Source organism: Azospirillum sp. UENF 112521, from assembly GCF_058780665.1.
This window is the reverse complement of record NZ_JBSNCI010000009.1, coordinates 46885-70012: the sequence shown is the minus strand read 5'-3', so window position 1 is coordinate 70012 and position 23128 is coordinate 46885. Positions and strand designations below refer to the sequence as shown.

Below are 23128 nucleotides of genomic sequence, written 5' to 3'. Positions count from 1 at the left end.
CGGGGCATCTCCGATGGCATGTCGGCCAGGGGAGAGCCCGCCGGGGGGCCCACCGGAGCAGGGGAGGCGGTCGGGAAACGGTCACAGTCGCGCGCTTGGTCTCCTCGGACGTCTTACCATCCACCGCATGTCTGTCGTCCACCGCATGTCTGTCGATTCGGGTGAACTGGCATCCGCATCGCCGGCACAGCCAACGCTACTTACCCCGGGCATGACCAGGCTTCACCACCCGCATACAGACTACGGCGCAGAAAATATCATCCGCTCTTTCTGCGTGTACCGATCAGAAAGAGCGCTGGAGACGATTAGCGATAAGAATGCATCAACGGCACAATGTCGACATGTATCACGCTGTCCATTCTCTCGAACGTTAATTGATGGAATATCTCTGCTTGAATTTCAGCCCATCGGAGTGGATATTTTGATACCGTTCCATCGCTAAATTGCATTCCCAAGATATCCCGTGGGTGTTTCGAAGGATTTTCTTTAAGCAATTCCATTTTCTCATCAAGTGTTTTATTCACTCTTTTGAACCATTCCGTTGTAAAACTGCTTCTTTTCTTGAACAAGAAAGCTGCATTCCCGATCAATTTCTTATATGCTGCCCTCAGCGCGGGGCCATCGGATGAGGGATGAACGGCAACGCATCCTGGACCAAGCTCAGTATATCCAGCTCCATCTGCGTCACTGTTCTCCAGTGCAGAAAATGCATGAAGCCAGTTGTAGCCAGTCAACTTAATATCTGAATAACCACCTCCGAAATGATGCATTAGATAACACCTGAGATAGTCACTTTTATGAGTCTCGCTTAGGTATTCGTAAGCGGGATGCAATGGCGAGTCCGGCAATATCCAATTGGAAAGTGTGCTGCTCTTTAAAAGTATTACTGGGCAGCAAGGATTTTGCATGAGAGAAAATAGACAGTTAAGTCTTTGTTGGCTAAGCGGGTTTTTTCCAGTCCATGCGCAAAATATCGTTCTGCTGGACAAGCCATTGAATCCAGACATATCTACGCTCATCTTTCAATATACTCCACTATTGATAGATCATACACTGTCACAAGAGCACACCGCAGGGCAATCGGGTAAATTTGGACGCGACACCGCGTAAGACCCCATTTCGACAGTCCCCGTTTCGACAGACCATGGAGCGGTTTGGATGTCGTCGGTTTGGATGGCCGAGCCGGTGGGTCATCATGCGGATGGCGGCGACGCTGTATCATTATCAACGCGGAAGGTGAGCGAATCCGTCGGAAATCCGGGCTGTCGGGCAATGGTCACAGGGCGCGATTCGACTGGGGCGCGAAGGAGGGCCGAAAACGAAACGGCCGCCGCACCCGGATGGTGCGGCGGCCGTTTCGGGACCGTCCGAGGATGGAGATCAGGCGGCCTTGCGAACGGACCCCAGCTCGGTGAACAGCTTCACCACGGCTTCGACGAACTCGTTCAGCTGGTCCTGGCCCAGCGCCGAGACCGTGATGTCGTCGACGACCAGAGCCTCGTCGCTGATCTTGCCGCCGGCGGCGGTCAGGTCGGCGCGGTAGGCTTCCGGGGCGGCCAGCAGGCGGCCGCGCAGCTTGCCGGGGATCGCCAGCAGCTGGATGCCCTGGTCGATGGCGGCGATCGGCTTGCCGGCATCGAGGAAGTGGCCGACGATGCGGCGGGTGTGGGCCGACTGCTGCAGCTTCGCCACGCTGCGCTCACCGCCCGGCAGCAGCAGCATGTCGAAGTCGGCGCCGAGCGCCTCGCTCAGATGCTTGTCCACCGGGAAGTAATGGCCCCAGGACTTGCCGTGCCAGCCGTTGACCAGACCCGTCTCGGTCGAGATGGTACGCAGCGTGGCGCCGGTCTTGATCAGGGCGCGTTGCGGCTCGGTCATCTCCGCTTCTTCGAAGCCGTTGGAGACGAGGATGGCGATGGACTTTCCTGCGAGCGATTGATCCATACTGTCTTGTCCTTTCATCGTTTCACCAATAGAACGCCGGAGCATCCCCGATGGCATGTCGGCCAGGGGAGAACCCGCCGGGGGGCCCACCGGAGCAGGGGAGGCGGCCGGGAAACGGTCATCGCCGCGCATGGGGATGCGCGGCGGCCAGTTCCGCCCGCCGGGACCCCGAGGTCGGGTGCCGGCGTGTGGGACCTTTACGTCCCGGATCGGTTTGTTTTCAGCATGCGGACTTAATTGGTCCCGATGAGGCCCCAAGTCAACAAGGGATTCCGCGGCGCACCCAAGGATGGGGCGTGCCGGATTCCATTGGAACCGGTGGATTCGGCTGCATTTTCCAGCCCAGTTCAAGACTTTCGGGCCAACCGGCCCATACCACCGGTTGATGCGGCGCAGGTCAGCCATACCATGGGGGCGTGGCTTCCCCGAAGGATTATTCCGAATGAACCGGGTGTAGGCTGCATGACGCAAAAAAAGCGGCCGGGGGGAAGGCCCCCGGCCGTCGGCAAGTCAAAGCATCAGCCGTTCGAAAGAATCCAGCTCGCACACTGGATCACGGACCACTCCCGTTGATCGGAACCTGCGATCAATGGAACTGGTCAGCCTCGGTGGAGTCCTTGTACGCGGTGGTCGAGGAGGTGCCGCCGGAGATCGCCGTGGCGACCGCGTCGAAGTAGCCGGTGCCGACTTCGCGCTGGTGCTTGGTGGCGGTGTAGCCGTCCTTCTCGGCCGCGAACTCGGCCTGCTGCAGTTCGGAATAGGCGGCCATGCCGCGCTCGGCGTAACCCTTGGCGAGCGTGAAGGCCGAGTAGTTCAGGCTGTGGAAGCCGGCCAGCGTGACGAACTGGAACTTGTAGCCCATGGCGCCCAGCTCGCGCTGGAACTTGGCGATGGTCGCCTCGTCCAGGTTGGCGCGCCAGTTGAAGGAGGGCGAGCAGTTGTAGGCCAGCATCTTGCCGGGGAACTGCTTGTGCACGGCCTCGGCGAAGCGGCGCGCCTCGTCCAGGTTCGGCTTGGAGGTCTCCCACCACATCAGGTCCGAGTACGGCGCGTAGGACAGGCCGCGGGCGATGCAGTGCTCGACACCGACGCCCTTCTTCAGGCGGAAGAAGCCCTCGGCGGTGCGGCCGGCGTCGAAGTCGATGAAGGGATGGTCGCGCTCGTCGACGTCGGAGGTGATGAGCTGCGCCGATTCGGCGTCGGTGCGGCAGATCACCAGGGTCGAGGTGCCGCAGGTGTCGGCGGCCAGACGGGCGGCGTTCAGCGTGCGGATGTGCTGCTGCGTCGGGATCAGAACCTTGCCGCCGAGATGGCCGCACTTCTTTTCCGAAGCCAGCTGGTCTTCCCAGTGCACGCCGGCGGCGCCGGCCTTGATCATCGCCTTCATCAGTTCGAAGGCGTTCAGTGGGCCGCCGAAGCCGGCCTCGGCGTCGGCGATGATCGGCGCGAACCAGTAGGTGTCGCCCTTGCCCTCGGAGGTCTGGATCTCGTCGGCGCGCTTGAAGGTGTTGTTGATGCGCTCGACGACCGCCGGGACCGAGTTCACCGGATACAGGCTCTGGTCCGGGTACATCTGGCCGGCGGTGTTGGCGTCGCCGGCGACCTGCCAGCCCGACAGGTAGATGGCCTTCAGGCCGGCCTTGACCGCCTGCATCGCCTGGTTGCCGGTCAAGGCACCCAGCGTGTTGATGTAGGGCTCGGTGTTCAGCAGCTCCCACAGGCGGCGCGCACCCAGCTCGGCCAGCGTGTACTCGATCTTGACCGAGCCGCTCAGACGCTTGACGTCGTCCATGGTGTAGTCGCGGCGGATGCCCTCGTAACGGGCGGCGTGGATGGCGGTCTTGGTCTTTTCATCGAGCGACATGGGTCAGGTTCCTTTTGTCCGGTGCGCCCGGTCGATCGGGGCGGAACTGGGGTCTCGGGGCGGGCCTTTTGTCGGTCCCGGCATCCGGTTGCGGACAGTGGCGTTTCCTCCCGCCTTGCTCTGCCGTCCGGTGTCTTCGGGGCCGCTTGCGCTTTACAGCGCGGCCGTGAACCAAGACTTAAACCCGGCCCGAGTGCGTTGCAATAAGCCCTTGTTTGTAAAAAGGTCCGTTTGTAAACTGCCGTCTTCACAAAGCTGTAAATCGGTAAATCTTGTAAAGCGGAGAAGCGCGGTGGCGACCATGGAAAAGAAGGCGATGCTGGGACCGAAGGTCCGCCGCCTGCGCCGCGACCAGGGGCTGACCCAGGCGCAGATGGCCGACCAGCTCGGCATCTCCCCCAGCTACCTGAACCTGATCGAGCACAACCAGCGCCCGGTCACGGTGCCGCTGCTGCTGAAGCTGGGCCAGCAGTTCGGCGTCGATCTCCAGGCCTTCGCCGAGGATGAGGAAAGCCGGCTGGTGGCCGGCCTGCGCGAGGTGTTCTCCGACCAGCTGTTCGACGGCTCCGACATCAAGAACCAGGATTTCCGCGAACTGGCGGCGGTGGCGCCGACGCTGGGGCAGGCGGTGGTGGCGCTCTATCGCGGCTTCCGCGGGGCGCGCGACGATCTCCAGGCCCTGGCGGAGCGGGTCGCCGACCGCGAGAAGCTGCATCTGGTGCAGGCCACCGGCTTCCCGCAGGACGAGGTGCGCGACCTGTTCCAGACCCATTCCAACCATTTCCCCGAGTTGGAGGCGGCGGCGGAAAGCCTGTGGCAGGACGGCAAGCTGGAACGCGGCGACCTCTATCGCGGGCTGGTCGACTGGCTGAACACCCAGCACAGCGTCCGTGTCCGCCTGCTGCCGTCGGAGGTGATGGGCTATGCGGTGCGCCGCTTCGACCGCCACAGCCGGCGCATCCTGCTGTCGGAGATGCTGGCGCCGTCGGGCCGCACCTTCCAGCTCGCCTGCCAGATCGCGCTGCTGCGCCACCGCGACCTGCTGAACGGCATCGTCGATGCCGCCAATTTGTCGGACGACGAGGCGCGGCGGCTGACCCGGATCGGGCTGGCGAACTATTTCGCCGCGGCGGTGCTGATGCCCTATGCCCGCTTCCACGAGGCGGCGACCCAGCTGCGCTACGACATCGAGATCCTGCGGCGGCGCTTCGATGCGTCGTTCGAGCAGGTTTGCCACCGGCTGACCACCCTGCACCGGTCGGGGGCGAAGGGCGTGCCCTTCTTCTTCATGCGGGTGGACAGCGCCGGCAACGTGTCGAAGCGTTTTTCGGGTGCGGGCTTCCATTTCGCCCGCTTCGGCGGCGGCTGCCCGCGCTGGATCGTTTATGAGGCCTTCCGCACGCCCGGCAAGATCCACAGCCAGATGGCGGAGATGCCGGACGGCACCGCCTACTTCTCCATCGCCCGCACGGTGGTGAAGGCCGGCGGCGGTCACCGCAGCCCGCCGCAGCAATTCGCCGTGGCGCTGGGCTGCGATGTCCAGCATGCGGCTCAGGTCACCTATGCGGACGGGTTCGACCTGTCCAACACCGATGCGGCGACGCCGATCGGGGTGAATTGCCGGCTCTGCCCGCGGCTGGACTGTTCGCAGCGGGCGTTTCCGCCGCTGAATCATCGGCTTATCGTCGATGAGAATCTGCGCGGCCTGTCGCCCTACCTGTTCGCGCCGCCCAGCGCGGAATAAGGATTCAATTGACCGGGATCAATGTTGTACGGCGGAATTCGTGTTGTTTGCCGGAAAGCCCGTCATTTGACTGGTATAAATCCGTGGCCTTCGACCGGGTTTGTTGATAGGTTTCGGCCGTTGCGTCGCGGCAGCTCCGCTCGTGTCATCGCGCCGGCCACCTGAACGCAGCGTCCCGGACTTCTGTATTGAACATTGCCAACAGAGCTTGGCCTCGACAGGTTTTGGAACGCCCCCATGAGCAACTTGATCAAAGAGCGCGTGCTGACCGTTCACCACTGGACCGACACGCTGTTCAGCTTCACCACCACGCGCGATCCGTCCTTCCGCTTCCTGCCGGGGCAGTTCACCATGATCGGGCTGGAGGTCGAAGGCCGGCCCCTGCTGCGTGCCTACAGCCTCGTCAGCGCGCATTACGAGGAGACGCTGGAGTTCTTCAGCATCAAGGTGCAGGACGGCCCGCTGACCTCGCGGCTCCAGCACCTGAAGGAAGGCGACACGCTGCTGGTGAACCGCAAGGCGACCGGCACGCTGATCACCGACAACCTGCTTCCCGGGCGGAACCTGTATCTGCTGAGCACCGGCACCGGCCTGGCGCCGTTCCTCAGCATCATCAAGGACCCGGAGATGTACGAGAAGTTCGACCGGGTGATCCTGACCCACGGCACCCGCACGGTGGCGGAGCTGGCCTATGACGACCTGATCCACCACAGCCTGCCGGAGAACGAGTTCTTCGGCGAGCAGGTGAAGGAAAAGCTGCTCTATTACCCGACCGTGACGCGCGAGCCCTTCTGCAACCAGGGCCGCCTGACCACGCTGATGGAAACCGGTAAGCTATACGAAGACCTGGGCCTGCCGGAACTGGACGCCGAGAAGGACCGCGTGATGATCTGCGGCAGCCCGGCCATGCTGGCCGAGACCACCGCGATGATGGAAAAGCGCGGCTTCGTCATGGGCACCAACGGCGAGCCGGGCGGCTTCGTCATCGAAAAGGCGTTCGTGGAGCGCTGAGGGTATCGGCTTTCGGGCCGCGCCAGAGTTTCATGCGTTCCACCGGAGTCCATCAGGCGTTCACGGAAGTGCCTGATGGACTTCAGGCTTCCGGTTTTCCCAGCGTCCCTCCGCTCTTCCCGGGTTGATTGGATTCGATGACTGGGAGGCCTGGTTGCAGCCCGGACGCGTCGTTATGGTGGTGCGATGACGGACGCGGCCGATCAGATCATCGAGATTTACCGAAAGCATGGCCTTGCGTGGGAGTCCAGCCGCGGCCGTAGCCTTTTCGAGAAGGTCTGGCTCGATCGTTTCCAGGAGCTTCTGCCGTCCGGGGGTGCTGTCCTGGATCTGGGCTGTGGGGGCGCCGACCCCGTGGCGCGCTATTTCATCGAGCGCGGGTTCGCGGTGACGGGGATCGATACGTCTCCGCCTCTTCTGGGACTGGCGCAGGAGCGGTTTCCCGAGCATCGTTGGCTCTTGTCGGACATGCGCGGACTGTCCTTGCCCAGGCGTTTTGACGGCATCCTGGCCTGGAACAGCTTCTTTCATCTGCGCTGGGATGACCAACAGCGGATGTTCGAGGTTTTTCAACGCCATGCGGCGCCGGCGACCGCTCTCATGTTCACCAGTGGCCCCGCGCATGGAGAGGCGATCGGTGCTCTCCAGGGTGAACCCCTGTTCCATGCCAGCCTGGACGGGGATGAATACCGTGCGTTGCTGGATGCGCACGGGTTCGATGTCGTCGCGCATGTACGAGAGGATCCTGAGTGCAACGGTCACACGGTTTGGCTGGCGCGTGCCCAAGCGGGCTGATGAGGCCGGTTACGGCGTCTTGCGTTTCATACTGAGCGCACGAAGGCCATTGACCTGCATAAATTGTCGCCCCGGCGGAATAAACCTCCCCTCCCGCCGGTTTACCGAATTGTGACGAAGGCACGTCACTCAATCCTTGACCGACTGGGCGCGCCTCCTTTGGGGGGCGCGCCCATTTTCTGTCCGCATCCGTGAATAAAATCGGCGTCCGGCCTGTTGGTGCGACGGTCGCCGTTCAAACCGTCAAGCCTTTGGTGTAGACATCCCGCCCATGCGCCTGATCCTCATCCTTGCCGCGCTGCTCGTCGCCGGCCTCGCCAATCTCGCCGTCTGGTCCCTGCCGAACCTGCCGGTGCCGCTCGACCCGCCGCCCGGCGGCAAGCTGCGCAGCGTGTCCTTCGCGCCCTTCCGCGACGGGCAGAGCCCGCTGACCGGCGTCCTGCCCTCCACCGCCCAGATCGAGGAGGACCTCGTCGCACTGGCGCCGCAGGTGGCCGGCATCCGCACCTACACCTCGCTGGAAGGCCTGCAGGTGGTGCCGGAACTGGCGCGCAAGCACGGCATGCAGGTCACCATGGGGGCTTGGCTGTCCTCGCGGACCGACAAGAACGAGGCGGAGATCGCCTCGCTGATCGACCTCGCCAACCGCTATCCCGACGTCATCACCCGCGTCATCGTCGGCAACGAGGTGCTGCTGCGCCGCGAGCTGACGCCGGAGCAGGTCGCCGGCTACATCGACCGCGTCAAGGCGGCGGTGAAGCAGCCGGTGTCCTATGCCGACGTGTGGGAATGGTGGCTGAAATACCCGCAGATCGCCGACCACGTCGATTACCTGACCATCCACCTGCTGCCCTATTGGGAGGATGTGCCGGCCGGCGTCGAGGCGGCGACCGAGCGCATCCGCCAGAGCTACCGAACCATCGCCCACCGCTTTCCCGGCAAACCGATCCTGGTCGGCGAGACCGGCTGGCCGACTCAAGGCCGCTCGCGCGGGGCCGCCGTGCCGGGGCTGGTCAACAAGGCGAAGTTCGTCAATGCCTTCGTCCGCATGGCCGAGCAGGAGGGCTTCGACTACAACGTGATCGAAGCCTTCGATCAGGAATGGAAGGCCAAGCTTGAGGGCACGGTCGGCGGCCATTGGGGCCTGTACAACGCCGACCGCACGCCGAAATTCTCGCTGGCCGGGCCGGTCGTCGGCAATGTCGCGTGGCCCTGGCTGTTCGCGGCGTCGAGCGGGCTGGCGCTGGTGCTACTGGGCGGGCTGTCGCTGCTGCGCCGCCATGTGCCGGGCACCGGCTGGGTCGTGCTGATCCTGCTGGCGCAGGCGTTGTCCACCCTCTATATCCGCGCCGCCTTCCTGGCGGAGCATGGCAAGCATTACTGGCAGGACACCACGCTGGCGGTGGCGATGCTGGCGCTGACCGCGGCGCTGGCGCTGGCGGTTCTGCTGACCGCCCACCGCACGCTGGCGAGCGGCGGTCTGGCGAGCGAGCCGCTGGCCGGCCTGCGCCATGCCCGCCCGGCCCTGACCCGCACCGAGCGGGTGGGGCGGTGGAGCGCCGTGGCGCTGGGCGTCGCGGCGCTGGTCTGGTCGCTGCTGATCGTCTTCGACGGCCGCTACCGCGACTTCCCCAACCCGTACCTGCTGATCCCGGCGGTGGCGCTGCCGGCGCTGGGCCTGATCCGCGCCGCCCGCCGGCCGGTGGGGACGGAGACGCAGGGCGCGCTGGGCATCGCCAGCCTGTTCCGTCCGGCGATTCCCGTCGCCGACGGCGAGCCGCGCGGCCTGTGCGGCGCCGTCCGCCGCCTGCCGGTCGAGTCGGCTCTGGGCTTCGGCCTGCTGCTGGCGGCGCTGCTGACCGTGGTGGCGGAGGGCTTCGTGCCGCTCGAATCGCTGATCTACGGCCAACTGCCCTTCATGGAGGCGCTGCACGAGGTCGAATGGACCCGGCCGAACTGGGAAGCGCTGGGTTGGGCAGCCTTGCAGGTCCTGCTGGCGCTGCCCTTCCTGGCCGGGGTGTGGAGCGCCCGGCGTCCGCTTCGGCGAATTTGAAGAAAGTCAGGTCCGGATCAGCCCGTCCTGCTTCGTCGGTTCCGGAGCAGGGGCCGGGCCGGGCGCCGGAGCGGCGGGCGGCGTCAGCTGCCAGTTGTCCAGGGCCCGTTTCAGCGCGTCGAGCCCGGCGCCGGCCGAGTTTTTCGCCTCGTCCGCCGCGCGGGTGATGGCGGCGCAGAGGTCGGCGCGGCGCTTGGGATCGTTGCGGCTTTCCTCCAGCGCGCGGCCGACATCGTCGGTCGTGCCGCCGCCCTTGGCGTCGGGCGGCACCGCCTTCGGGTCGATCCCCAGCAGCGGCAGCAGATACTCCCGCCCCTTCTCGCGCGCCACCGCCGCGGCCTTGTCGCCGAAACGCTCCGCCGCCGCGACCCCGGTGTCCCAGGTGCTGAGCGCCGCCGAGACGGTCGGGCTGCACCGGCCGGCCGGGTCGCCGGGTGGAACCGTCTGGGCATGCAGCGGGGCGGCGCTCAGCAGCAGGACGGCGAGCGCCGGCATGGCAAGGCGGAGAGCGGGGGATGGGCACGTCATGGGCGGAACCCTGCGGTCGGGGGAGGGGCTTTGTGAGATTTGGGAAGGCGGCCGGCGGCTTTCCATGGTCCCTGGTTATGGGGCCGGCCCAACCGGTTTGCCGGATTGGTTGGAAGGGTGAAAAGCGGCGATGTGCCGCGACCTGTGGCGATTTTGCTACCAAATGACTGTTTCATGACCTTTACATGACATGCCGCCGCTGCACCGCACCGCGAAGCGTGCTAAGAGCAGCGCCAAACCATTCCAGTCTACGCGAGTCACCGTCCCATGCTGCTGCGCGCATTCCGTTCGCTGATGCCGAAGGAGGAACGCTTCGTCGACCAGTTCGTCGAGCAGGCCCGCCACATCGTGGCAGCATCCATCGCACTGGAAGCGGTGATGGATTCCGGACCGGACGACCGCGCGCAGAAGGTCGCAGCGCTGAAGCGGGTGGAGAAGGACGCCGACCGCATCGCCAAGGATGCCGGGCGCGACCTGCACCGCGCCTTCATCACCCCCTTCGACCGCTCGGACATCCTGTCGCTGATCAACGCGCTGGACGACGCCATCGACCTGATGGACGAGGTGCCGCGCCATGCCGGCCTCTACGGCATCGAGGCGTTCGACGAGCCGATGCGCCGCTTCGTCGCCCTGATCCGCCAGCAGGCCGACGTGCTTGTCGAGCTGATGCCGCTCCTGGGCGCCATCGCCCGCAACGCCGAGCGGATCGACCATCTCTGCGGCCGGCTGTCCGACATCGAGGACGAGGCCGACGATATCCTGCGCAGCGCGCTCCAGTCGCTGATCGCGGAAAAGCCGGACATGATCGCCTTCCTCGGCCGGCGCGAGCTGTACGAGATGCTGGAGGCGGTGACCGACCGGTGCGACGACGTCGGCGACTTGGTCGCGGGCATCACGCTCGATCAGGTCTGAGGCGGTCCCGGTCATGGAGGCCCTGCAGCTCGGCCTGCCGGCGATCGCCGTCATCGTTCTGGTGGCGCTCGCCTTCGACTTCATCAACGGCCTGCACGACGCGGCGAACTCCATCGCCACCGTGGTGTCGACCCGCGTGCTGTCGCCCAAGCTGGCCGTCCTGTGGGCGGCCTTCTTCAACTTCATCGCCTTCCTGTTCTTCGGCCTGCATGTCGCCACCACCATCGGCACCGGGCTGGTCGATCCGCTGGTGATGGACCCGGCGGTGATCCTGGCGGCGCTGATCGGCGCCATCGGCTGGAACCTGATCACCTGGTATCTCGGGCTGCCGTCCTCGTCGTCGCATGCGCTGGTCGGCGGCATCGCCGGGGCGGGCATCGCCAAGGCCGGCTTCGGCGCCATCATCGCCAGCGGCTTCACCAAGACGGCGGTCGCCATCGTGCTGTCGCCGGGCATCGGCCTCTTGCTGGCGCTGCTCCTGATGCTGGTGCTGTCCTGGGCGCTGCGCCGGGCCGCCCCCTTCGCGGTCGACCGCCAGTTCCGGCACTGGCAGCTGGTTTCGGCGGCGCTGTACAGCCTGGGCCATGGCGGCAACGACGCGCAGAAGACGATGGGCATCATCGCCGTCCTGCTGTTCAGCCAGGGCATGCTGGGCGATACCTTCCACGTGCCCTTCTGGGTGATCATCGCCTGCCAGCTGGCGATGGGGCTGGGCACCATGATGGGCGGCTGGCGGATCGTCCGCACCATGGGGTCGCGCATCACCGACCTGAAGCCCTACCAGGGCTTCTGCGCCGAGACGGCGGGCGCCATCACCCTGTTCGGCGCGACGTGGCTGGGCATCCCGGTTTCGACCACCCACACCATCACCGGCGCCATCGTCGGCGTCGGCTCCGCCCGCCGCACCTCGGCGGTGCGCTGGGGGCTGGCGGGCCGAATCGTCTGGGCCTGGGTGCTGACGATTCCCGCCTCCGGCATCGTCGCCTGGCTGTCCTACCTGCTGGTGGCGAGCGTCCTGCACCCGTAAGGGCCTCGATTTGGGGGAGAACACCCTGTGAACGAGGGGGCGGATACCAGTACGATCGGATAAGCCCTTCGTGACGCAGCCCGCCCTTGACCCGCAAGGGCGGGAACGGCAGGATCGGTCCGGTGGAGACAGGATACCGGTCATGCCGCATATCGAACGCACCGACCAAGGTGAGCAGTATGTGCTTCCCGGCACCGAACGCCGGACGGTCCCAGGCTTGCCTTATGCGGCGGAAGCCGACGGCCAGCTGACCCTGCATTTCTACGCCCCACCCGAGAAGACCGAGCGCCGTCCACGCCCGGCCTCGGCGCGCGCGCTCTCCGCCACGCCCCTGCCCATGGCACCGCTGCCCGCCAGCCAGGCGGAGCCGGTCGTGACCGACGCCACGCCGCAAAGCCTGTTCGGCCGGCGTCTCGCCCATTTCCCGAGGGTGTTCGAGCAGCCCTGACCCGGCTTCAGGCGGGCCTTCAGGCGGCGCCGGTGCGGCTGCGCCCGGCGGCCAGCGTGCGGGCGACCTGACGCAGCAGCAGGTCGCGCTCATAGGGCTTGCCGATGTGCCCGTTCATGCCGGCCTCGTAGCAGTCGCGCCGCTCCTCGTCCGACGAACCGGCGGTCAGCGCCAGGATCGGCAGGTCGCCCAGCGGCGGCGGCAGGGCGCGGATGATCCGGCTCGCCTCCAGCCCGTCCATCTCCGGCATCTGCACGTCCATCAGCACGAGGTCGTAATCGCCGGCCTTCACCGCTTCCACCGCCGCGGCGCCATCGGCCACCAGATCGATGCGGTAGCCGCTGTCCTTGAACAGCGCCGCCAGCAGTTCGCGGTTGATCGACAGAATCCTCGGCGATCAGCAGGCGCGGCGGTCCGGCGGGATGGGGCAGGGGAGTGGGGTGGGGTGGGGTAAGCTGGGCAGGCGGCGGGGCGGCGATTGCCTGAGCCTGGGCTGCCGTCTCCGCCCGCCGGCCGGCGACGCGGGCAAGCTGCCGGCGCAGGTCGTCGATGGAGAAGGGCTTGGCGATCATCGCCACGTCGGGGCCGAAGCCGGCAGGCGTGCCGACGGCATGGGCGGCAAAGCCGGAGGCCAGCAGAACCGGCAGGCCCGGGCGCATGCGGGCGGTGTGCCGGGCCAGTTCCGTCCCGTCCATGCCCGGCGGCATGACGACGTCGCTGAGCAGCAGATCGAGCTTCTCCGGCCCGTCCAGCACCACCAGCGCTTCGTTGGCGTTGGTCGCCGCGATCACCCGATGGCCCCAGCCGCGCAGCAGCCCGGAAACCATGTCGCGCACGGTCGGGTCGTCGTCCACCAGCAGGATCGACAGCGGTCCGGCCGGCGGCGGGGAAAGCGCAGGCGGCAAGGGCTGGGCCGCAGGCTGTGGGGGGACGGCGGGGGCGATGGCTGGGCGGGTGATGGCCGAGTGAGCGATGGCCGGGTGGGCCGGGGGTGCCGCTGTCCTGCCCGAAGCCTCCGCCGGCAACAGGCGGTTCGCCGGCAGCCGCACCGTCACCGTGGTGCCGACGCCCAGCGTGCTGCGCAGCGCCAGCGTGCCGCCATGCAGCTCGACCAGCCGCTTGGTCAGCGGCAGGCCCAGCCCGGCGCCCTCCACTCCGCGGTGGTCGGCGCTCTCGACACGGGCGAAGGGTTCCAGCACGCGATCCAGATCCTCGGCCGGGATGCCCAGCCCCGTGTCGGTGATGCGGATCACCGGCGTGCCGTCCTCCAGCAGGGCTGACAGGGTCACCGATCCGCCGGACGGCGTGTATTTCACCCCGTTGGCGATCAGGTTCAGCAGGATCTGGCGGATGCGGCGGTCGTCTCCGCGCAAGGCACTCACCGCCGGCGCCACCACCGCCGACAGCAGCACACCGGCGCGCTCCGCCCGCGGGGTCAACATGCGGACGGCGAAATCCGCCGCGTCCTCCAGGTCGCAGTGCCCCTCCTCCAGGGTCAGCGCCCCGGCCTCCGCCCGCGCATGGTCGAGGATCTCGTTGATCAGCTCCAGCACATGCTGGCCGCTGTCGCGGACATTGGCGGCATATTGCCGGTAGGACGGGGTGCCGACCGGCCCCTCCGCCTCGCGGGCGATCAGGTCGGCGAAGCCGATGACGGCGTTCAGCGGCGTGCGCAGCTCGTGGCTCAGCCCGGCCAGGAACTCGCCCTTGGCCCGGTTGGCGGCCTCGGCGGCCTGCCGGGCGCTCTCCGCCATGTCGCGGGCTTGGTTCAGCGCGGCGGCGAGCCGGGCGCTCTCGTCGCGTTCGGCGCTGGTCCGCTCCACCGCGTTCCGCGCCTCGGCCAAGGCGACCTGCGCCTTGCGCTCGCGGTCGAGATAGCGCATTCCCCAGGCCAGCATCCCGAGGACCGCCAGCAGGCCGACCAGGGTCTCCACCACCGTGTGCAGGGTGCGGGTGCGCCACACGGCCATCGCCTCGTCCCGGTCGATGCCGGCCAGCACCACCAGGCCATAGTCGCGCACGGTCCGGTAGGCGGCGATGCGCAGCACCCCGTCCAGCGGCGACAGCGACAGGAACTGCCCCTCCGGCGCTTCGCGCAGCCGGGACTGGAACAGCGTTCCGGCTACGGCCGTGCGGCCGGCCGAGGCTTCGGGCTCCGGGCGGCGGGCAACCACCTCGCCGTTCGGCCGGTAGACGGCGATCAGCGGATCGAATTCCAGGCCCGGAATGCTGTAGAAGTCGGTCAGGTGGTTCACCCGGATCGACACGGACGCCACCCCGACGAAGCGCCCCTCGTCGTCATGCAGTGGGCGGGAAACCGGAAAGACCAGCGGATAGGCCCCGGTGCGGACCGGCTGCGCCGCGCCGATGTGCAGGCGCGTCCCGCCGCGCAGGGCCTCCAGACCGGTCCGGTCGGCAAAATCGGCGATGCGGTTGGGGAAGCTGGCCGATTCGAGCACGGCGCGGCCGTCGGCGTCGTAAATCCAGATGGCATCGGCGCCCTCGACCTGGGCGGCCTGTTCGCGCAGACGGGCCCAATGCTTCAGGTCGCGCAGCTTCTCCAGGCCGCGGGCCTCCGCCACCATGGCCGCTGCCTGGTCGAGCGCCACGTCCGCCGTCCGCACCGTGCGGCGGACATGGTCGTCGACCAGCCGGGCCATGTCCTGCACCAGGGCGAAGCGGCGCTGCTGGGTGTCCTGGTAATCGTAATAGACCCTGTGGGCCGCGTTGCCCGCCAATGCGGCCAGCACGACCACCACCACCAGCGCGCCCCGTAGGAAGCGTCCCACAAATCCCCCTTTTGTGTGCCGATGCGCGATGCGGCCCGCCCGAAACTTTACATCCAAACTATCACGAAACCGGGGGAGCGGCTGTGCTATTCGAGCGGGAGGGGGCTTGGGGTTTGCCCCGATGGCCGGACAGTTTCAGGGGGCTTGCGGGGCCGGAAACGCCCGCCTCATTCAAAAAAATCGCGCCGCCCCTCCTCTTGCGCGGCCTGTCCCATGGACCCAAATGGGCGGGCGTCTGAACCATTGGGGAGGTCGAACGATGGGTCTGTTCGATATGTTCAAGGGCAACGCGCCGCTGGAGATGAATCCGCGCCGTGCGCTGGTGGTGTCGCTGGTCTACTGCATGGGGTCGGATGGCGAGATCGACCCGGAGGAGGTCGGCCATCTGGTTTCCGTCCTCGGCCGCCGCGCCTCGCGGGAGGAGCTGGACGGCTGCCTCAAATATGCGCGCAGCACCCCGCCGGACAGCTTCCTGGCCGAAGTCGCGCCGAAGCTGAACCAGCAGCAGCGGCTGTGCATCCTCTTGAACATGATCGACAGCGCCATGGCCGACGGCGAGGCGGAGCAGGGCGAGCGCGACCTGATCATCCGCTTCCAGCAGGCCTTCGGCTTCGACGACGCCACGTTGCGCCCCTATTTCGAGGCACTGACCGCGAAGAACGCCCGGTTCGTGCTGGATGGCTGACGGGGACCGCCCCCTCTCCGATGGGGAGGGGGCGCCAGTCCTTTACAGCCAGCCCTTTACAGCCAGTCCCTTACAGCCAATCGGGCACCCGCTCGGCCGCCAGCATCTCCTCCACCGTCGGGCGGGGGCGGATGACGGAGAAGCGGTCGCCGTTGACCAGAACCTCCGGCACCAGCGGCCGGGTGTTGTAGGTCGAGGCCATCACCGCGCCATAGGCGCCGGCCGACAGGAAGGCGACGAGGTCGTCGTCGGCCAGCGGCGGCAGCGGGCGCTGAACGGCGAAGGTGTCGCCGCTCTCGCACACCGGGCCGACCACGTCGTAGGGCTCGGCAGCTGCGTCGGCAGCGGGTTCCGCGACGGGCACGATGCCGTGATAAGCGTCGTACAGCGACGGGCGGATCAGGTCGTTCATCGCCGCGTCGACGATGGCGAAGCGGCGGTGCAGCCCCTGCTTCACATAGATGACGCGGCTGACCAGGATGCCGGCGTTGCCGACCAGCGAGCGGCCCGGCTCCAGCGTGATCCGGCAGCCGAGATTGCCGGTGATCGAGCGCACCATCGCGGCATAGTCGGCCAGATCGGGCGGCGCCTCGTTCTTGTAGGTGATGCCGAGCCCGCCGCCGAGATCCAGGCGCTGGATGTCGTGGCCGTCCTCGCGCAACTGGTGCAGCAGCGCCGCCACCCGCTCATAGGCCGCCCGGAAGGGGGCGAGGTCGGTCAGCTGCGAGCCGATATGGACGGCGATGGCGACCGGCTTGATGCCCGGCAGGGCGGCCGCGCGGCGGTAGATCTCACGCGCGTGGTCGTAGTCGATGCCGAACTTGTTCTCTTTCTTGCCGGTGGCGATCTTGGCGTGGGTCTTGGCGTCGACGTCCGGGTTGACGCGGAAGGCGATGGGAGCCTCCACGCCCATGGACGAGGCGATCTGGCTCAGCGCCTCCAGCTCCGGCACCGATTCCACGTTGATCTGGTGGATGCCGGCCTCAAGGGCGGCGCGCAGGTCGTCGCGGGTCTTGCCGACGCCGGAGAAGACGATGCGCTCGGGCGGGATGCCGCCGGCCAGCGCGCGCTTCATCTCGCCGACCGACACCACGTCGCCGCCGGCCCCCAGCTTCGCCAGCGTGCGGATGACGGCGAGGTTGGAGTTGGCCTTCAGCGCATAGCAGACGCCGGCATCCTGGCCGGCGAAGGCGCCGGCATAGGCGTTGTAGTGCGACTCCAGCGCCGCGGTGGAATAGAGGTAGAAGGGTGTGCCCACCTCCCGCGCCACATCCTCCAGCGACACGGATTCGGCGTGCAGAACGCCGTTGCGGTAGGCGAAGACGCTCATGGGTGAGCCGTTCGGGGCACCGGTGCGGGCGGTCATGGGAACTGGACTCCGGAACCGGCCGGCTTACCGGGCTTCGGGTCCAGCGAGGGGTTGGGATAGGTGCGGGGGAAGGGATCGACCTGCCCTTCGGGAACCGGGCTGTCGACGGCCTTCGGCTTCTTGCCGCAGCCGGCCAGCGCCAGGGCGCCGGCCAGGGCGAGGACGGTCAGGGAGACGGAGCGGGGAAGACGGCTGTTCACAGGAAACGCTCCCGGGCGGCCTTCACCGCCTCCTGCACGCGGACGGGGGCCGGGCCGCCGAAGCTGGTGCGGCTGTTCAGCGACGCCTCGATGCTCAGCGCCGGATAGACGGCTTCGGTGATGCGCGGCTCGATGGCCTGGAGTTCGGCCAGCGTCAGGTCGGTCAGGCCGACGCGCCGGTCCTCCGCCGCCTTCACGGCGCGGCCGGTGACGTGGTGCGCCTCGCGGAAGGGCATGTCCAGCTCCCGCACCAGCCAGTCGGCGAGGTCGGTGGCGTTCAGGAAGCCGCGGTCGGCCGCCTCGCGCATCGCCGGCACGTTGGGCTGCATGTCGCGCACCATGCCTTCCATGGCGGCGATGCAGAGCGCCAGCGTGTCGTCGGCCTCGAACACCGGCTCCTTGTCCTCCTGCATGTCCTTGGAATAGGCCAGCGGCAGGCCCTTCATGGCGATCAGCAGGCTGTTCAAACTGCCGATGACGCGCCCGGCCTTGGCGCGCACCAGCTCCGCCGCGTCGGGGTTCTTCTTCTGCGGCATGATCGACGAGCCGGTGGTGAAGGCGTCCGACAGCTTGATGAAGCGGAACTGCGCCGAGCACCAGATCACGATCTCCTCGGCGAAGCGCGACAGGTGCATGCCGCAGATCGACGCCGCCGACAGATATTCCAGCGCGAAGTCGCGGTCGGACACCGCGTCCAGCGAATTGGCGGTCGGCCGGTTGAAGCCCAGCGCCTCCGCCGTCATGAAGCGGTCGATGGGGTAGGGCGTGCCGGCCAGCGCCGCCGAGCCGAGCGGGCATTCGTTCAGCCGGCAGCGGGCGTCGCGGAACCGGCTGCGGTCGCGCCCGAACATCTCGACATAGGCCAGCAGGTGATGGGCGAAGCTGATCGGCTGCGCCGCCTGGAGATGGGTGAAGCCGGGCATCACCGTGCCGGTGTGCTGCTCCGCCAGGTCGATCAGCGCGGTCTGCAGCGCGGTCAGGCCGGCGATGGTGCGGTCGATGGCGTCGCGCACCCACAGCTTGAAATCGGTCGCCACCTGGTCGTTGCGCGAGCGGCCGGTGTGCAGGCGCTTGGCCGGTTCGCCGATCAGTTCGGCCAGCCGGGCCTCCACATTCATGTGGATGTCCTCCAGCTCCACCTTGAAGGTGAAGCTGCCGGCGTCAATCTCTGCCTTTACGCGGTCGAGCCCGTCGATGATGGCGTCGGCGTCGGCCTGGGATATGATGCCCTGCTTGGCCAGCATCGCGGCATGGGCCTTCGACCCGGCGATGTCCTGGTCGGCGAGCCGCTTGTCGAAGCCGATGGAGGCGTTGATCTTCTCCATGATGGCGGCGGGACCGCGGGCGAATCGCCCGCCCCACATCTGGCTGGCGGCGGGTGCGGCAGAGCCGGTGGAGGCGCCGGTCGGGGCGGCGGAAGTCGGCGTGGTCTGATCGGCGCTCATGGGGACGGATACCGGGGCATTCGGGTGAAGGGGAGCGAGGAAGCGTGAGTATGCGGACTTTGACGGCGGTCGCAACGGTTTGTGTGTGCATGGCCGGGGCCGGCCTGTGGTGGAGCGCCGGTGCGGCGCCTGCTGCGCCGGAGGTGGTGCGGCTGGGCGCGTCCGACGCGGTCACGCCCGCCGCCTCGACCGGCGCCGACAAGCTGGAGAAGTTCAAGGGGGCGGAGCCCAAGCCGATGCCGCCCTTGTCCTTCGTCGATGCCGAGGGGCGGCGGGTCGATCTGGCCGATTTCAAGGACCGGGTGATCCTGCTGAACCTGTGGGCGACCTGGTGCGGGCCGTGCGTGAAGGAGATGCCGTCGCTCGACCGGCTCCAGGCCCAGCTGGGCGGCGACGCCTTCCAGGTGGTGGCGCTGTCGCTGGACCGCGGCGGGCGGACGGCGGTCGAGCCCTTCTACAAGAAGACGGGGGTGGAGCATCTGACGGTGTTCCTCGATCCGGGTTCGGAGTCGATGAAGGCGCTGTCGCTGCGCGGCCTGCCCACCACCATCCTGGTCGATCCCGAGGGCCGTGAGCTTGGCCGCGTCGAAGGGGCGGTGGAGTGGGATTCGCCGGAGGTCGTCGCCTTTCTGCGCCAGTTCCTGGGCCGCGGCGGCGGCACTGGCGGCGGGCCGGCCCGCGACCGCGGGGTGATGAAGACCCGAGGCTGACGATGCGGCGGCCATGGGGTAGAGTGGGGAGATAACCTCCGCCTGTCCCGAGCCGCCCAATGACGCAGTCCGCCTCTTCCGGTCCCAAGCGCTACACCATCGAGCCCGGCATCGTGATGATGTTGCAGGGCGAGCGCGCCGACCGGGCATGGCTGATCGAATCCGGGGAGCTGGAGGTGCTGCTGACCGCCGCGGACGGCAGCATCCGGCGGCTGGGGGTGGTCGGCAAGGGGGCGGTGGTCGGCGAGATGGCGCTGATCGACGATGGCGAGCGCAGTGCCACCGTGCGGTCGCTGACCGAGGTGACGTGCGTCGAGGTGACGCGAGAGGTGTTCCGCGGCCTGCTGAAGCGCAGCCCGCCGCTGGCGTCCTACCTGTTGCAGAGCCTGATCGCCGCCATCCGCCGCGACTATGGCCTGCCGCCGACCGAGCGGGTCGGCAATGCGGTGGATTTCCGCTCCACCAATTCGTTCCAGAAGGTGGCCGACCGCCGGATGATCCGCGAAGGGCACGTCTTCTTCAGCCCCAACGAGCCGCTGAACGCCGCCTATCTGATCCAGTCCGGCCGTGTCGCGTTCCGCCCCGGCCGGGGCACGCAGGACGAGGAGATCGCCAGCTTCGGGCCGGGCAGCCTGTTCGGCGAGATCTATCTGCTGACCGGCCGCAAGCCCGACGTCACCGCGGTGGCGGTGAGCGGCGGGGTTTGCGAGGTGATCGACAAGCGCAGCTTCGAGGATGCGGTGATGGCGATGCCGCCGATCCTGAAATCGCTGGCGCGGATTTACATCGCGCAGCTGACGAAGAAAGCGCAATAGCGGCAATTCCGTCGAGGACCGCTTTGCCGAGGTCCGGCACTGGACATCCGTCTCAGGTGGCGGACGTCGCCGGACACACGATGCCGACCTCCGTGGAGTCTTATGGTGGCGGCAAGGCCCGATTGTGCGATGCGTGCAAAACCGGGATCAGGGAGTCCAGACCGGTGGCGCACCGATCACCGTACGGATGGCGCTGCTCACCACCCGGAATTTCGCGGAGGGTTGCGCCAAGGCGCGCAGCAGGTGGATGCCCGTATCCGACATATTCCAAGATTCGGCTCCGGATATGGCCCCGGATTCGGCGTCGAGAGTCAGGCGCAGGAGAGCGCCGGCACGAACGTCGGCACCGACGACCCAATCCGGCAGAAAAGCAATGCCGATTCCGGAGAGAGCCGCGCCCCGCATCGCCTCGAAGTCGTCGCAGCGGAAGACCACGCCGGCATCCTGCCGATGCCCTGCCGGATGGCCGAGCACGTCCGTCCAGCCGAGCAGATCGGCGCCATGCAGCTTGTCGATCAGCCGGTGACCGGCGAGCGAGGGGCGGTCGGCCGGCGTCCCGTTGCGCGACAGGTAGTCCGGCGAGGCGACGAGGAGCCTTTTCTGTCCGACGAGACGGGTGGCGATGAGCGTGCTGTCCGCCAGCTCTCCGATGCGGATCACCGCGTCGAGACGTTCGAGGACCGGGTCTGCCAGCCGTTCGGTCAGATCGAGTTCGACGGTCAGCCGGGGATGGTCCCGCATCGCCGCCTCCACCGCCGGGATCACATAGCGCTTGCCGAAGGTGGGAAAGCAGGCGAGGCGGAAGACGCCGGTCACCGTTCCGTCGAAGGCGGCGATCTCCGCGTGGGTGTCGGCCAAATCGTCCAGAAGCCGTTGCGCGCGTTCGAAAAGCCGCTCACCGGCATCGGTCATCGCCAGGGCGCGGGTCGAGCGCACAAAGAGCGGGACGCCGACGCTGTGTTCCAGCGCGTCGATCTGGCGGGCGATGGCGGACGGCGTGAGGCCGCGCCGCCGCGCCGCGTTGGAGAAGCTGCCGCCCCTGACCACATCGACGAAGACCGTCAGATGCTCTGCGAAGCGCGGATCGATCATCTTTGCGTTCCGAGCAAAAAGGTTTCGATGTCTGGCTGCATTCTCGCCCCTGCGGAGGCTGCGTAAGGTCCATTCCACCAGCCGGGCGCCGGAGCCCGACTGAGGTGAAATGGAGAGTACAATGAAAGTCCTGGATCGCATCCTGTCCCAATCCGCCTATTCGGCCGAAATCGACGTGCCGCTGGACCAGGTGGACATCGAGGAATGGCTGTTTTCACTGCCGGAGGCCGAATATCAGCGCTGCTGCGCACCCGACCATATCGCCGCTGGCATCACCACGACCGACGACGGTCGCCGGATGTCGATCAATGTCGAGATGATCGGGACCGGGCTGGTGGTCCAGCATTACGTCGCCGAGGAAGCCGGCCCGGCCTATGTGCGGATGAATTCGATCTCCGACGTCTTCACGGCGAATGGCCGCACGCAGGTCAATGTCGTCTGGGAATTGATGGCCGAAGCCATCGACAATGGCCGGACCCGCTACACCAACCGGGTGACCGCGCATCCCACGGATGTCTTCATGGAGTTTCTGGAGGCGCATCAACTGTCCTACGAAGCCGCCGCCGCCGCCCGTCAAGCCGCCGGTGGCGACCACAACCGGCGCGAGACGCCGCTTTTCGCGGCCAGCATTGCGCGGCGTGCAAAGTTGCGGGCGCTGGAGGGTGTGAAGTGAAGGCGGCGGTCTTCGAGGACTTCGGCCGGGCGGATGTTCTCCGCCTCGCCGAAGTGCCTGTCCCGGAGATCCGGCCGACGGATCTGCTGGTGCGGGTGCGTGCCGCCGGTGTGAACCGGGCCGATCTTCTGCAGCGGCAGGGGGTCTATGGGACGGAGACGTACGGCGACAGCCCGCTTCTCGGTCTCGAACTGGCCGGCGAGGTGGTGGAAGTCGGCGGGGCGGTGACGGGGTTCCGCCGCGGCGACCGGGTGATGGCGATCACCGGCGGCGGTGCCTATGCGGAGGTCGCGCGCGTCGATCAGGCGCTGGCTGTCCACATGCCCGATCATCTCGGCTTCATCGAGGCGGCGGCAGTGATGGAATCCTTCGTCACCGCCTATGAGGTCGTTGGACATCTGGCGGGTCTCGGCACCGGGCAGACCGTACTCGTCCACGCCGCGGCGGGTGGTGTCGGCTCCGCCATGGTGCAGGTCGCCCGCGCCTTGGGGGGCCGTGTCCTGGCGACGGCCGGTGCCGGTCGCCTCGGCGATGTCCTCTCGCTGGGGGCTGAGGCGGTCGTCGACTACCGGTCAGGGGATTTCGAGGCGGAGGCCCGGTGGTTCACGGCAGGCCGGGGTCTCGACGCGGTGGTCGATTTCATCGGCGGTGACACGCTCGCCGGCAACCTGCGCAGCCTGCGGCCGGGCGGGATCCTGGTGCAGGTCGGGCTGATGGGAGGCGGAGGCGATGCGCCAATTCCTCTCGGCCTGCTTCTTCACAACCATCTACGGCTGGTGGGAACGGTGATGAAGTCGCGGCAGCCGGACGAAAAGCGCGCGATGGTTCAGCGCTTTGCCGACCGTATGCTGCCGCTCGTCGCCTCCGGCACCCTGCGTGCCGTGGTTTCGCAGGTGTTTCCCCTGGCAGACGTCGTGCAGGCGCACGAGGCGATGGAGCGCGGCGGCGGTTTCGGAAAGATTGTGCTTACAGTGCCTTGAGGTGGGCCTACACAGGCGCACCTCCTCCAGTGTTGGCATCTGCC

Annotated in this window: 20 protein-coding genes and 2 pseudogenes; 12 read left to right on the top strand and 10 right to left on the bottom strand. The window is 67.2% G+C overall.

The features are described from left to right. Positions 1–305: 305 nt before the first annotated feature. The 3 genes from ACWPN8_RS31890 to aceA all read right to left on the bottom strand — a co-directional run bounded on the left by ACWPN8_RS31890 (position 306) and on the right by aceA (position 3808). Positions 306–1019: a glycosyltransferase family 32 protein gene (locus tag ACWPN8_RS31890; RefSeq protein WP_492243714.1), complete on the bottom strand. Its 714-nt coding sequence runs from the start codon at positions 1017–1019 to the stop codon at positions 306–308. 361 nt (positions 1020–1380) lie between these two features. Continuing rightward, complete coding sequence (locus ACWPN8_RS31885) at positions 1381–1944, bottom strand: DJ-1/PfpI family protein (protein ID WP_109048549.1); 564 nt, start codon at positions 1942–1944, stop codon at positions 1381–1383. Between the two features lie 586 nt (positions 1945–2530). Continuing rightward, positions 2531–3808, bottom strand: a complete 1278-nt coding sequence (gene aceA / locus ACWPN8_RS31880) for an isocitrate lyase (protein ID WP_109446038.1) — start codon at positions 3806–3808, stop codon at positions 2531–2533. Between the two features lie 301 nt (positions 3809–4109). Between aceA and ACWPN8_RS31875 the strand changes: the two genes are divergently transcribed. The 4 genes from ACWPN8_RS31875 (at position 4110) to ACWPN8_RS31860 (ending at position 9411) form a co-directional block, all read left to right on the top strand. Further along, positions 4110–5552 carry a helix-turn-helix domain-containing protein gene (locus ACWPN8_RS31875; protein WP_098736258.1) on the top strand — a complete coding sequence of 481 codons (1443 nt, stop codon included), beginning with the start codon at positions 4110–4112 and terminating at the stop codon, positions 5550–5552. Positions 5553–5789: 237 nt separating this feature from the next. After that, positions 5790–6563 carry a ferredoxin--NADP reductase gene (locus ACWPN8_RS31870; protein WP_492243713.1) on the top strand — a complete coding sequence of 258 codons (774 nt, stop codon included), beginning with the start codon at positions 5790–5792 and terminating at the stop codon, positions 6561–6563. Between the two features lie 186 nt (positions 6564–6749). Beyond that, a complete protein-coding gene (locus ACWPN8_RS31865) occupies positions 6750–7358 on the top strand; it encodes a class I SAM-dependent DNA methyltransferase (protein WP_492243712.1) in 609 nt (202 codons plus the stop codon). 271 nt (positions 7359–7629) lie between these two features. Then, complete coding sequence (locus ACWPN8_RS31860) at positions 7630–9411, top strand: glycoside hydrolase family 17 protein (protein WP_492243711.1); 1782 nt, start codon at positions 7630–7632, stop codon at positions 9409–9411. A gap of 6 nt (positions 9412–9417) precedes the next feature. Here the strand turns inward: ACWPN8_RS31860 and ACWPN8_RS31855 are convergent, their stop codons facing one another. Further along, positions 9418–9939: a hypothetical protein gene (locus tag ACWPN8_RS31855; protein ID WP_109446043.1), complete on the bottom strand. Its 522-nt coding sequence runs from the start codon at positions 9937–9939 to the stop codon at positions 9418–9420. 267 nt (positions 9940–10206) lie between these two features. Here ACWPN8_RS31855 and ACWPN8_RS31850 point away from each other — a divergent pair, with 267 nt between their 5' ends. From ACWPN8_RS31850 to ACWPN8_RS31840, 3 genes are all read left to right on the top strand, one after another. Further along, the gene (locus ACWPN8_RS31850; protein ID WP_109446044.1) at positions 10207–10851 is read left to right on the top strand and encodes a DUF47 domain-containing protein; all 645 of its coding nucleotides are present in this window, start codon (positions 10207–10209) and stop codon (positions 10849–10851) included. Positions 10852–10864: 13 nt separating this feature from the next. Continuing rightward, complete coding sequence (locus tag ACWPN8_RS31845) at positions 10865–11878, top strand: inorganic phosphate transporter (protein WP_109446045.1); 1014 nt, start codon at positions 10865–10867, stop codon at positions 11876–11878. 142 nt (positions 11879–12020) lie between these two features. Continuing rightward, positions 12021–12326: a hypothetical protein gene (locus ACWPN8_RS31840; RefSeq protein WP_109446046.1), complete on the top strand. Its 306-nt coding sequence runs from the start codon at positions 12021–12023 to the stop codon at positions 12324–12326. Between the two features lie 124 nt (positions 12327–12450). On the opposite strand, the pseudogene ACWPN8_RS31835 reads toward ACWPN8_RS31840, so the two are convergent. Together ACWPN8_RS31835 and ACWPN8_RS31830 are read right to left on the bottom strand one after the other, a co-directional pair. Then, positions 12451–12648, bottom strand: a pseudogene (locus ACWPN8_RS31835) (response regulator); the annotation flags it as partial. Positions 12649–12916: 268 nt separating this feature from the next. After that, positions 12917–14911: pseudogene (locus ACWPN8_RS31830) on the bottom strand (ATP-binding protein); the annotation flags it as partial. Between the two features lie 463 nt (positions 14912–15374). On the opposite strand from ACWPN8_RS31830, the gene ACWPN8_RS31825 reads away from it, so the two are divergent. Continuing rightward, entirely contained in the window at positions 15375–15800 is a 426-nt protein-coding gene (locus tag ACWPN8_RS31825; protein ID WP_492243710.1) for a tellurite resistance TerB family protein, read from the top strand. A gap of 70 nt (positions 15801–15870) precedes the next feature. Here ACWPN8_RS31825 and lysA read toward each other — a convergent pair whose 3' ends face one another. From lysA to argH, 3 genes are read right to left on the bottom strand one after another with little or no spacing between them, the layout of a single operon-like run. Beyond that, positions 15871–17130, bottom strand: a complete 1260-nt coding sequence (lysA, locus tag ACWPN8_RS31820) for a diaminopimelate decarboxylase (RefSeq protein WP_109452416.1) — start codon at positions 17128–17130, stop codon at positions 15871–15873. Positions 17131–17162: 32 nt separating this feature from the next. Beyond that, the gene (locus tag ACWPN8_RS31815; RefSeq protein WP_109096351.1) at positions 17163–17369 is read right to left on the bottom strand and encodes a hypothetical protein; all 207 of its coding nucleotides are present in this window, start codon (positions 17367–17369) and stop codon (positions 17163–17165) included. Beyond that, positions 17366–18814 (bottom strand): argininosuccinate lyase, encoded by a 1449-nt coding sequence (argH, locus tag ACWPN8_RS31810; protein ID WP_492243709.1) that lies wholly within the window; start codon positions 18812–18814, stop codon positions 17366–17368. The genes ACWPN8_RS31815 and argH overlap by 4 nt, the downstream gene beginning before the upstream one ends. Positions 18815–18903: 89 nt before the next feature. Here argH and ACWPN8_RS31805 point away from each other — a divergent pair, with 89 nt between their 5' ends. Both ACWPN8_RS31805 and ACWPN8_RS31800 read left to right on the top strand, forming a co-directional pair. After that, complete coding sequence (locus ACWPN8_RS31805; protein WP_492243708.1) at positions 18904–19524, top strand: TlpA family protein disulfide reductase; 621 nt, start codon at positions 18904–18906, stop codon at positions 19522–19524. A gap of 59 nt (positions 19525–19583) precedes the next feature. Further along, a complete protein-coding gene (locus ACWPN8_RS31800; protein ID WP_492243707.1) occupies positions 19584–20339 on the top strand; it encodes a cyclic nucleotide-binding domain-containing protein in 756 nt (251 codons plus the stop codon). Positions 20340–20486: 147 nt separating this feature from the next. Here ACWPN8_RS31800 and ACWPN8_RS31795 read toward each other — a convergent pair whose 3' ends face one another. Further along, the gene (locus ACWPN8_RS31795) at positions 20487–21431 is read right to left on the bottom strand and encodes a LysR family transcriptional regulator (RefSeq protein ID WP_492243706.1); all 945 of its coding nucleotides are present in this window, start codon (positions 21429–21431) and stop codon (positions 20487–20489) included. A 121-nt stretch (positions 21432–21552) separates the two neighbouring features. On the opposite strand from ACWPN8_RS31795, the gene ACWPN8_RS31790 reads away from it, so the two are divergent. Then, entirely contained in the window at positions 21553–22104 is a 552-nt protein-coding gene (locus ACWPN8_RS31790) for a hypothetical protein (protein WP_492243705.1), read from the top strand. Next, complete coding sequence (locus ACWPN8_RS31785; protein WP_492243704.1) at positions 22101–23084, top strand: NAD(P)H-quinone oxidoreductase; 984 nt, start codon at positions 22101–22103, stop codon at positions 23082–23084. Before ACWPN8_RS31790 ends, ACWPN8_RS31785 begins: the two co-directional genes overlap by 4 nt. Positions 23085–23128: the final 44 nt, after the last annotated feature.

Coding starts and splice junctions, on each gene's coding strand:
- ACWPN8_RS31890 (WP_492243714.1), bottom strand. CDS start 1,019: ATGAGCGTAGATATGTCTGGATTCAATGGCTTGTCCAGCAGAACGATA.
- ACWPN8_RS31885 (WP_109048549.1), bottom strand. CDS start 1,944: ATGGATCAATCGCTCGCAGGAAAGTCCATCGCCATCCTCGTCTCCAAC.
- aceA (WP_109446038.1), bottom strand. CDS start 3,808: ATGTCGCTCGATGAAAAGACCAAGACCGCCATCCACGCCGCCCGTTAC.
- ACWPN8_RS31875 (WP_098736258.1), top strand. CDS start 4,110: ATGGAAAAGAAGGCGATGCTGGGACCGAAGGTCCGCCGCCTGCGCCGC.
- ACWPN8_RS31870 (WP_492243713.1), top strand. CDS start 5,790: ATGAGCAACTTGATCAAAGAGCGCGTGCTGACCGTTCACCACTGGACC.
- ACWPN8_RS31865 (WP_492243712.1), top strand. CDS start 6,750: ATGACGGACGCGGCCGATCAGATCATCGAGATTTACCGAAAGCATGGC.
- ACWPN8_RS31860 (WP_492243711.1), top strand. CDS start 7,630: ATGCGCCTGATCCTCATCCTTGCCGCGCTGCTCGTCGCCGGCCTCGCC.
- ACWPN8_RS31855 (WP_109446043.1), bottom strand. CDS start 9,939: ATGACGTGCCCATCCCCCGCTCTCCGCCTTGCCATGCCGGCGCTCGCC.
- ACWPN8_RS31850 (WP_109446044.1), top strand. CDS start 10,207: ATGCTGCTGCGCGCATTCCGTTCGCTGATGCCGAAGGAGGAACGCTTC.
- ACWPN8_RS31845 (WP_109446045.1), top strand. CDS start 10,865: ATGGAGGCCCTGCAGCTCGGCCTGCCGGCGATCGCCGTCATCGTTCTG.
- ACWPN8_RS31840 (WP_109446046.1), top strand. CDS start 12,021: ATGCCGCATATCGAACGCACCGACCAAGGTGAGCAGTATGTGCTTCCC.
- ACWPN8_RS31825 (WP_492243710.1), top strand. CDS start 15,375: ATGGGTCTGTTCGATATGTTCAAGGGCAACGCGCCGCTGGAGATGAAT.
- lysA (WP_109452416.1), bottom strand. CDS start 17,130: ATGAGCGTCTTCGCCTACCGCAACGGCGTTCTGCACGCCGAATCCGTG.
- argH (WP_492243709.1), bottom strand. CDS start 18,814: ATGAGCGCCGATCAGACCACGCCGACTTCCGCCGCCCCGACCGGCGCC.
- ACWPN8_RS31805 (WP_492243708.1), top strand. CDS start 18,904: ATGGCCGGGGCCGGCCTGTGGTGGAGCGCCGGTGCGGCGCCTGCTGCG.
- ACWPN8_RS31800 (WP_492243707.1), top strand. CDS start 19,584: ATGACGCAGTCCGCCTCTTCCGGTCCCAAGCGCTACACCATCGAGCCC.
- ACWPN8_RS31795 (WP_492243706.1), bottom strand. CDS start 21,431: ATGATCGATCCGCGCTTCGCAGAGCATCTGACGGTCTTCGTCGATGTG.
- ACWPN8_RS31790 (WP_492243705.1), top strand. CDS start 21,553: ATGAAAGTCCTGGATCGCATCCTGTCCCAATCCGCCTATTCGGCCGAA.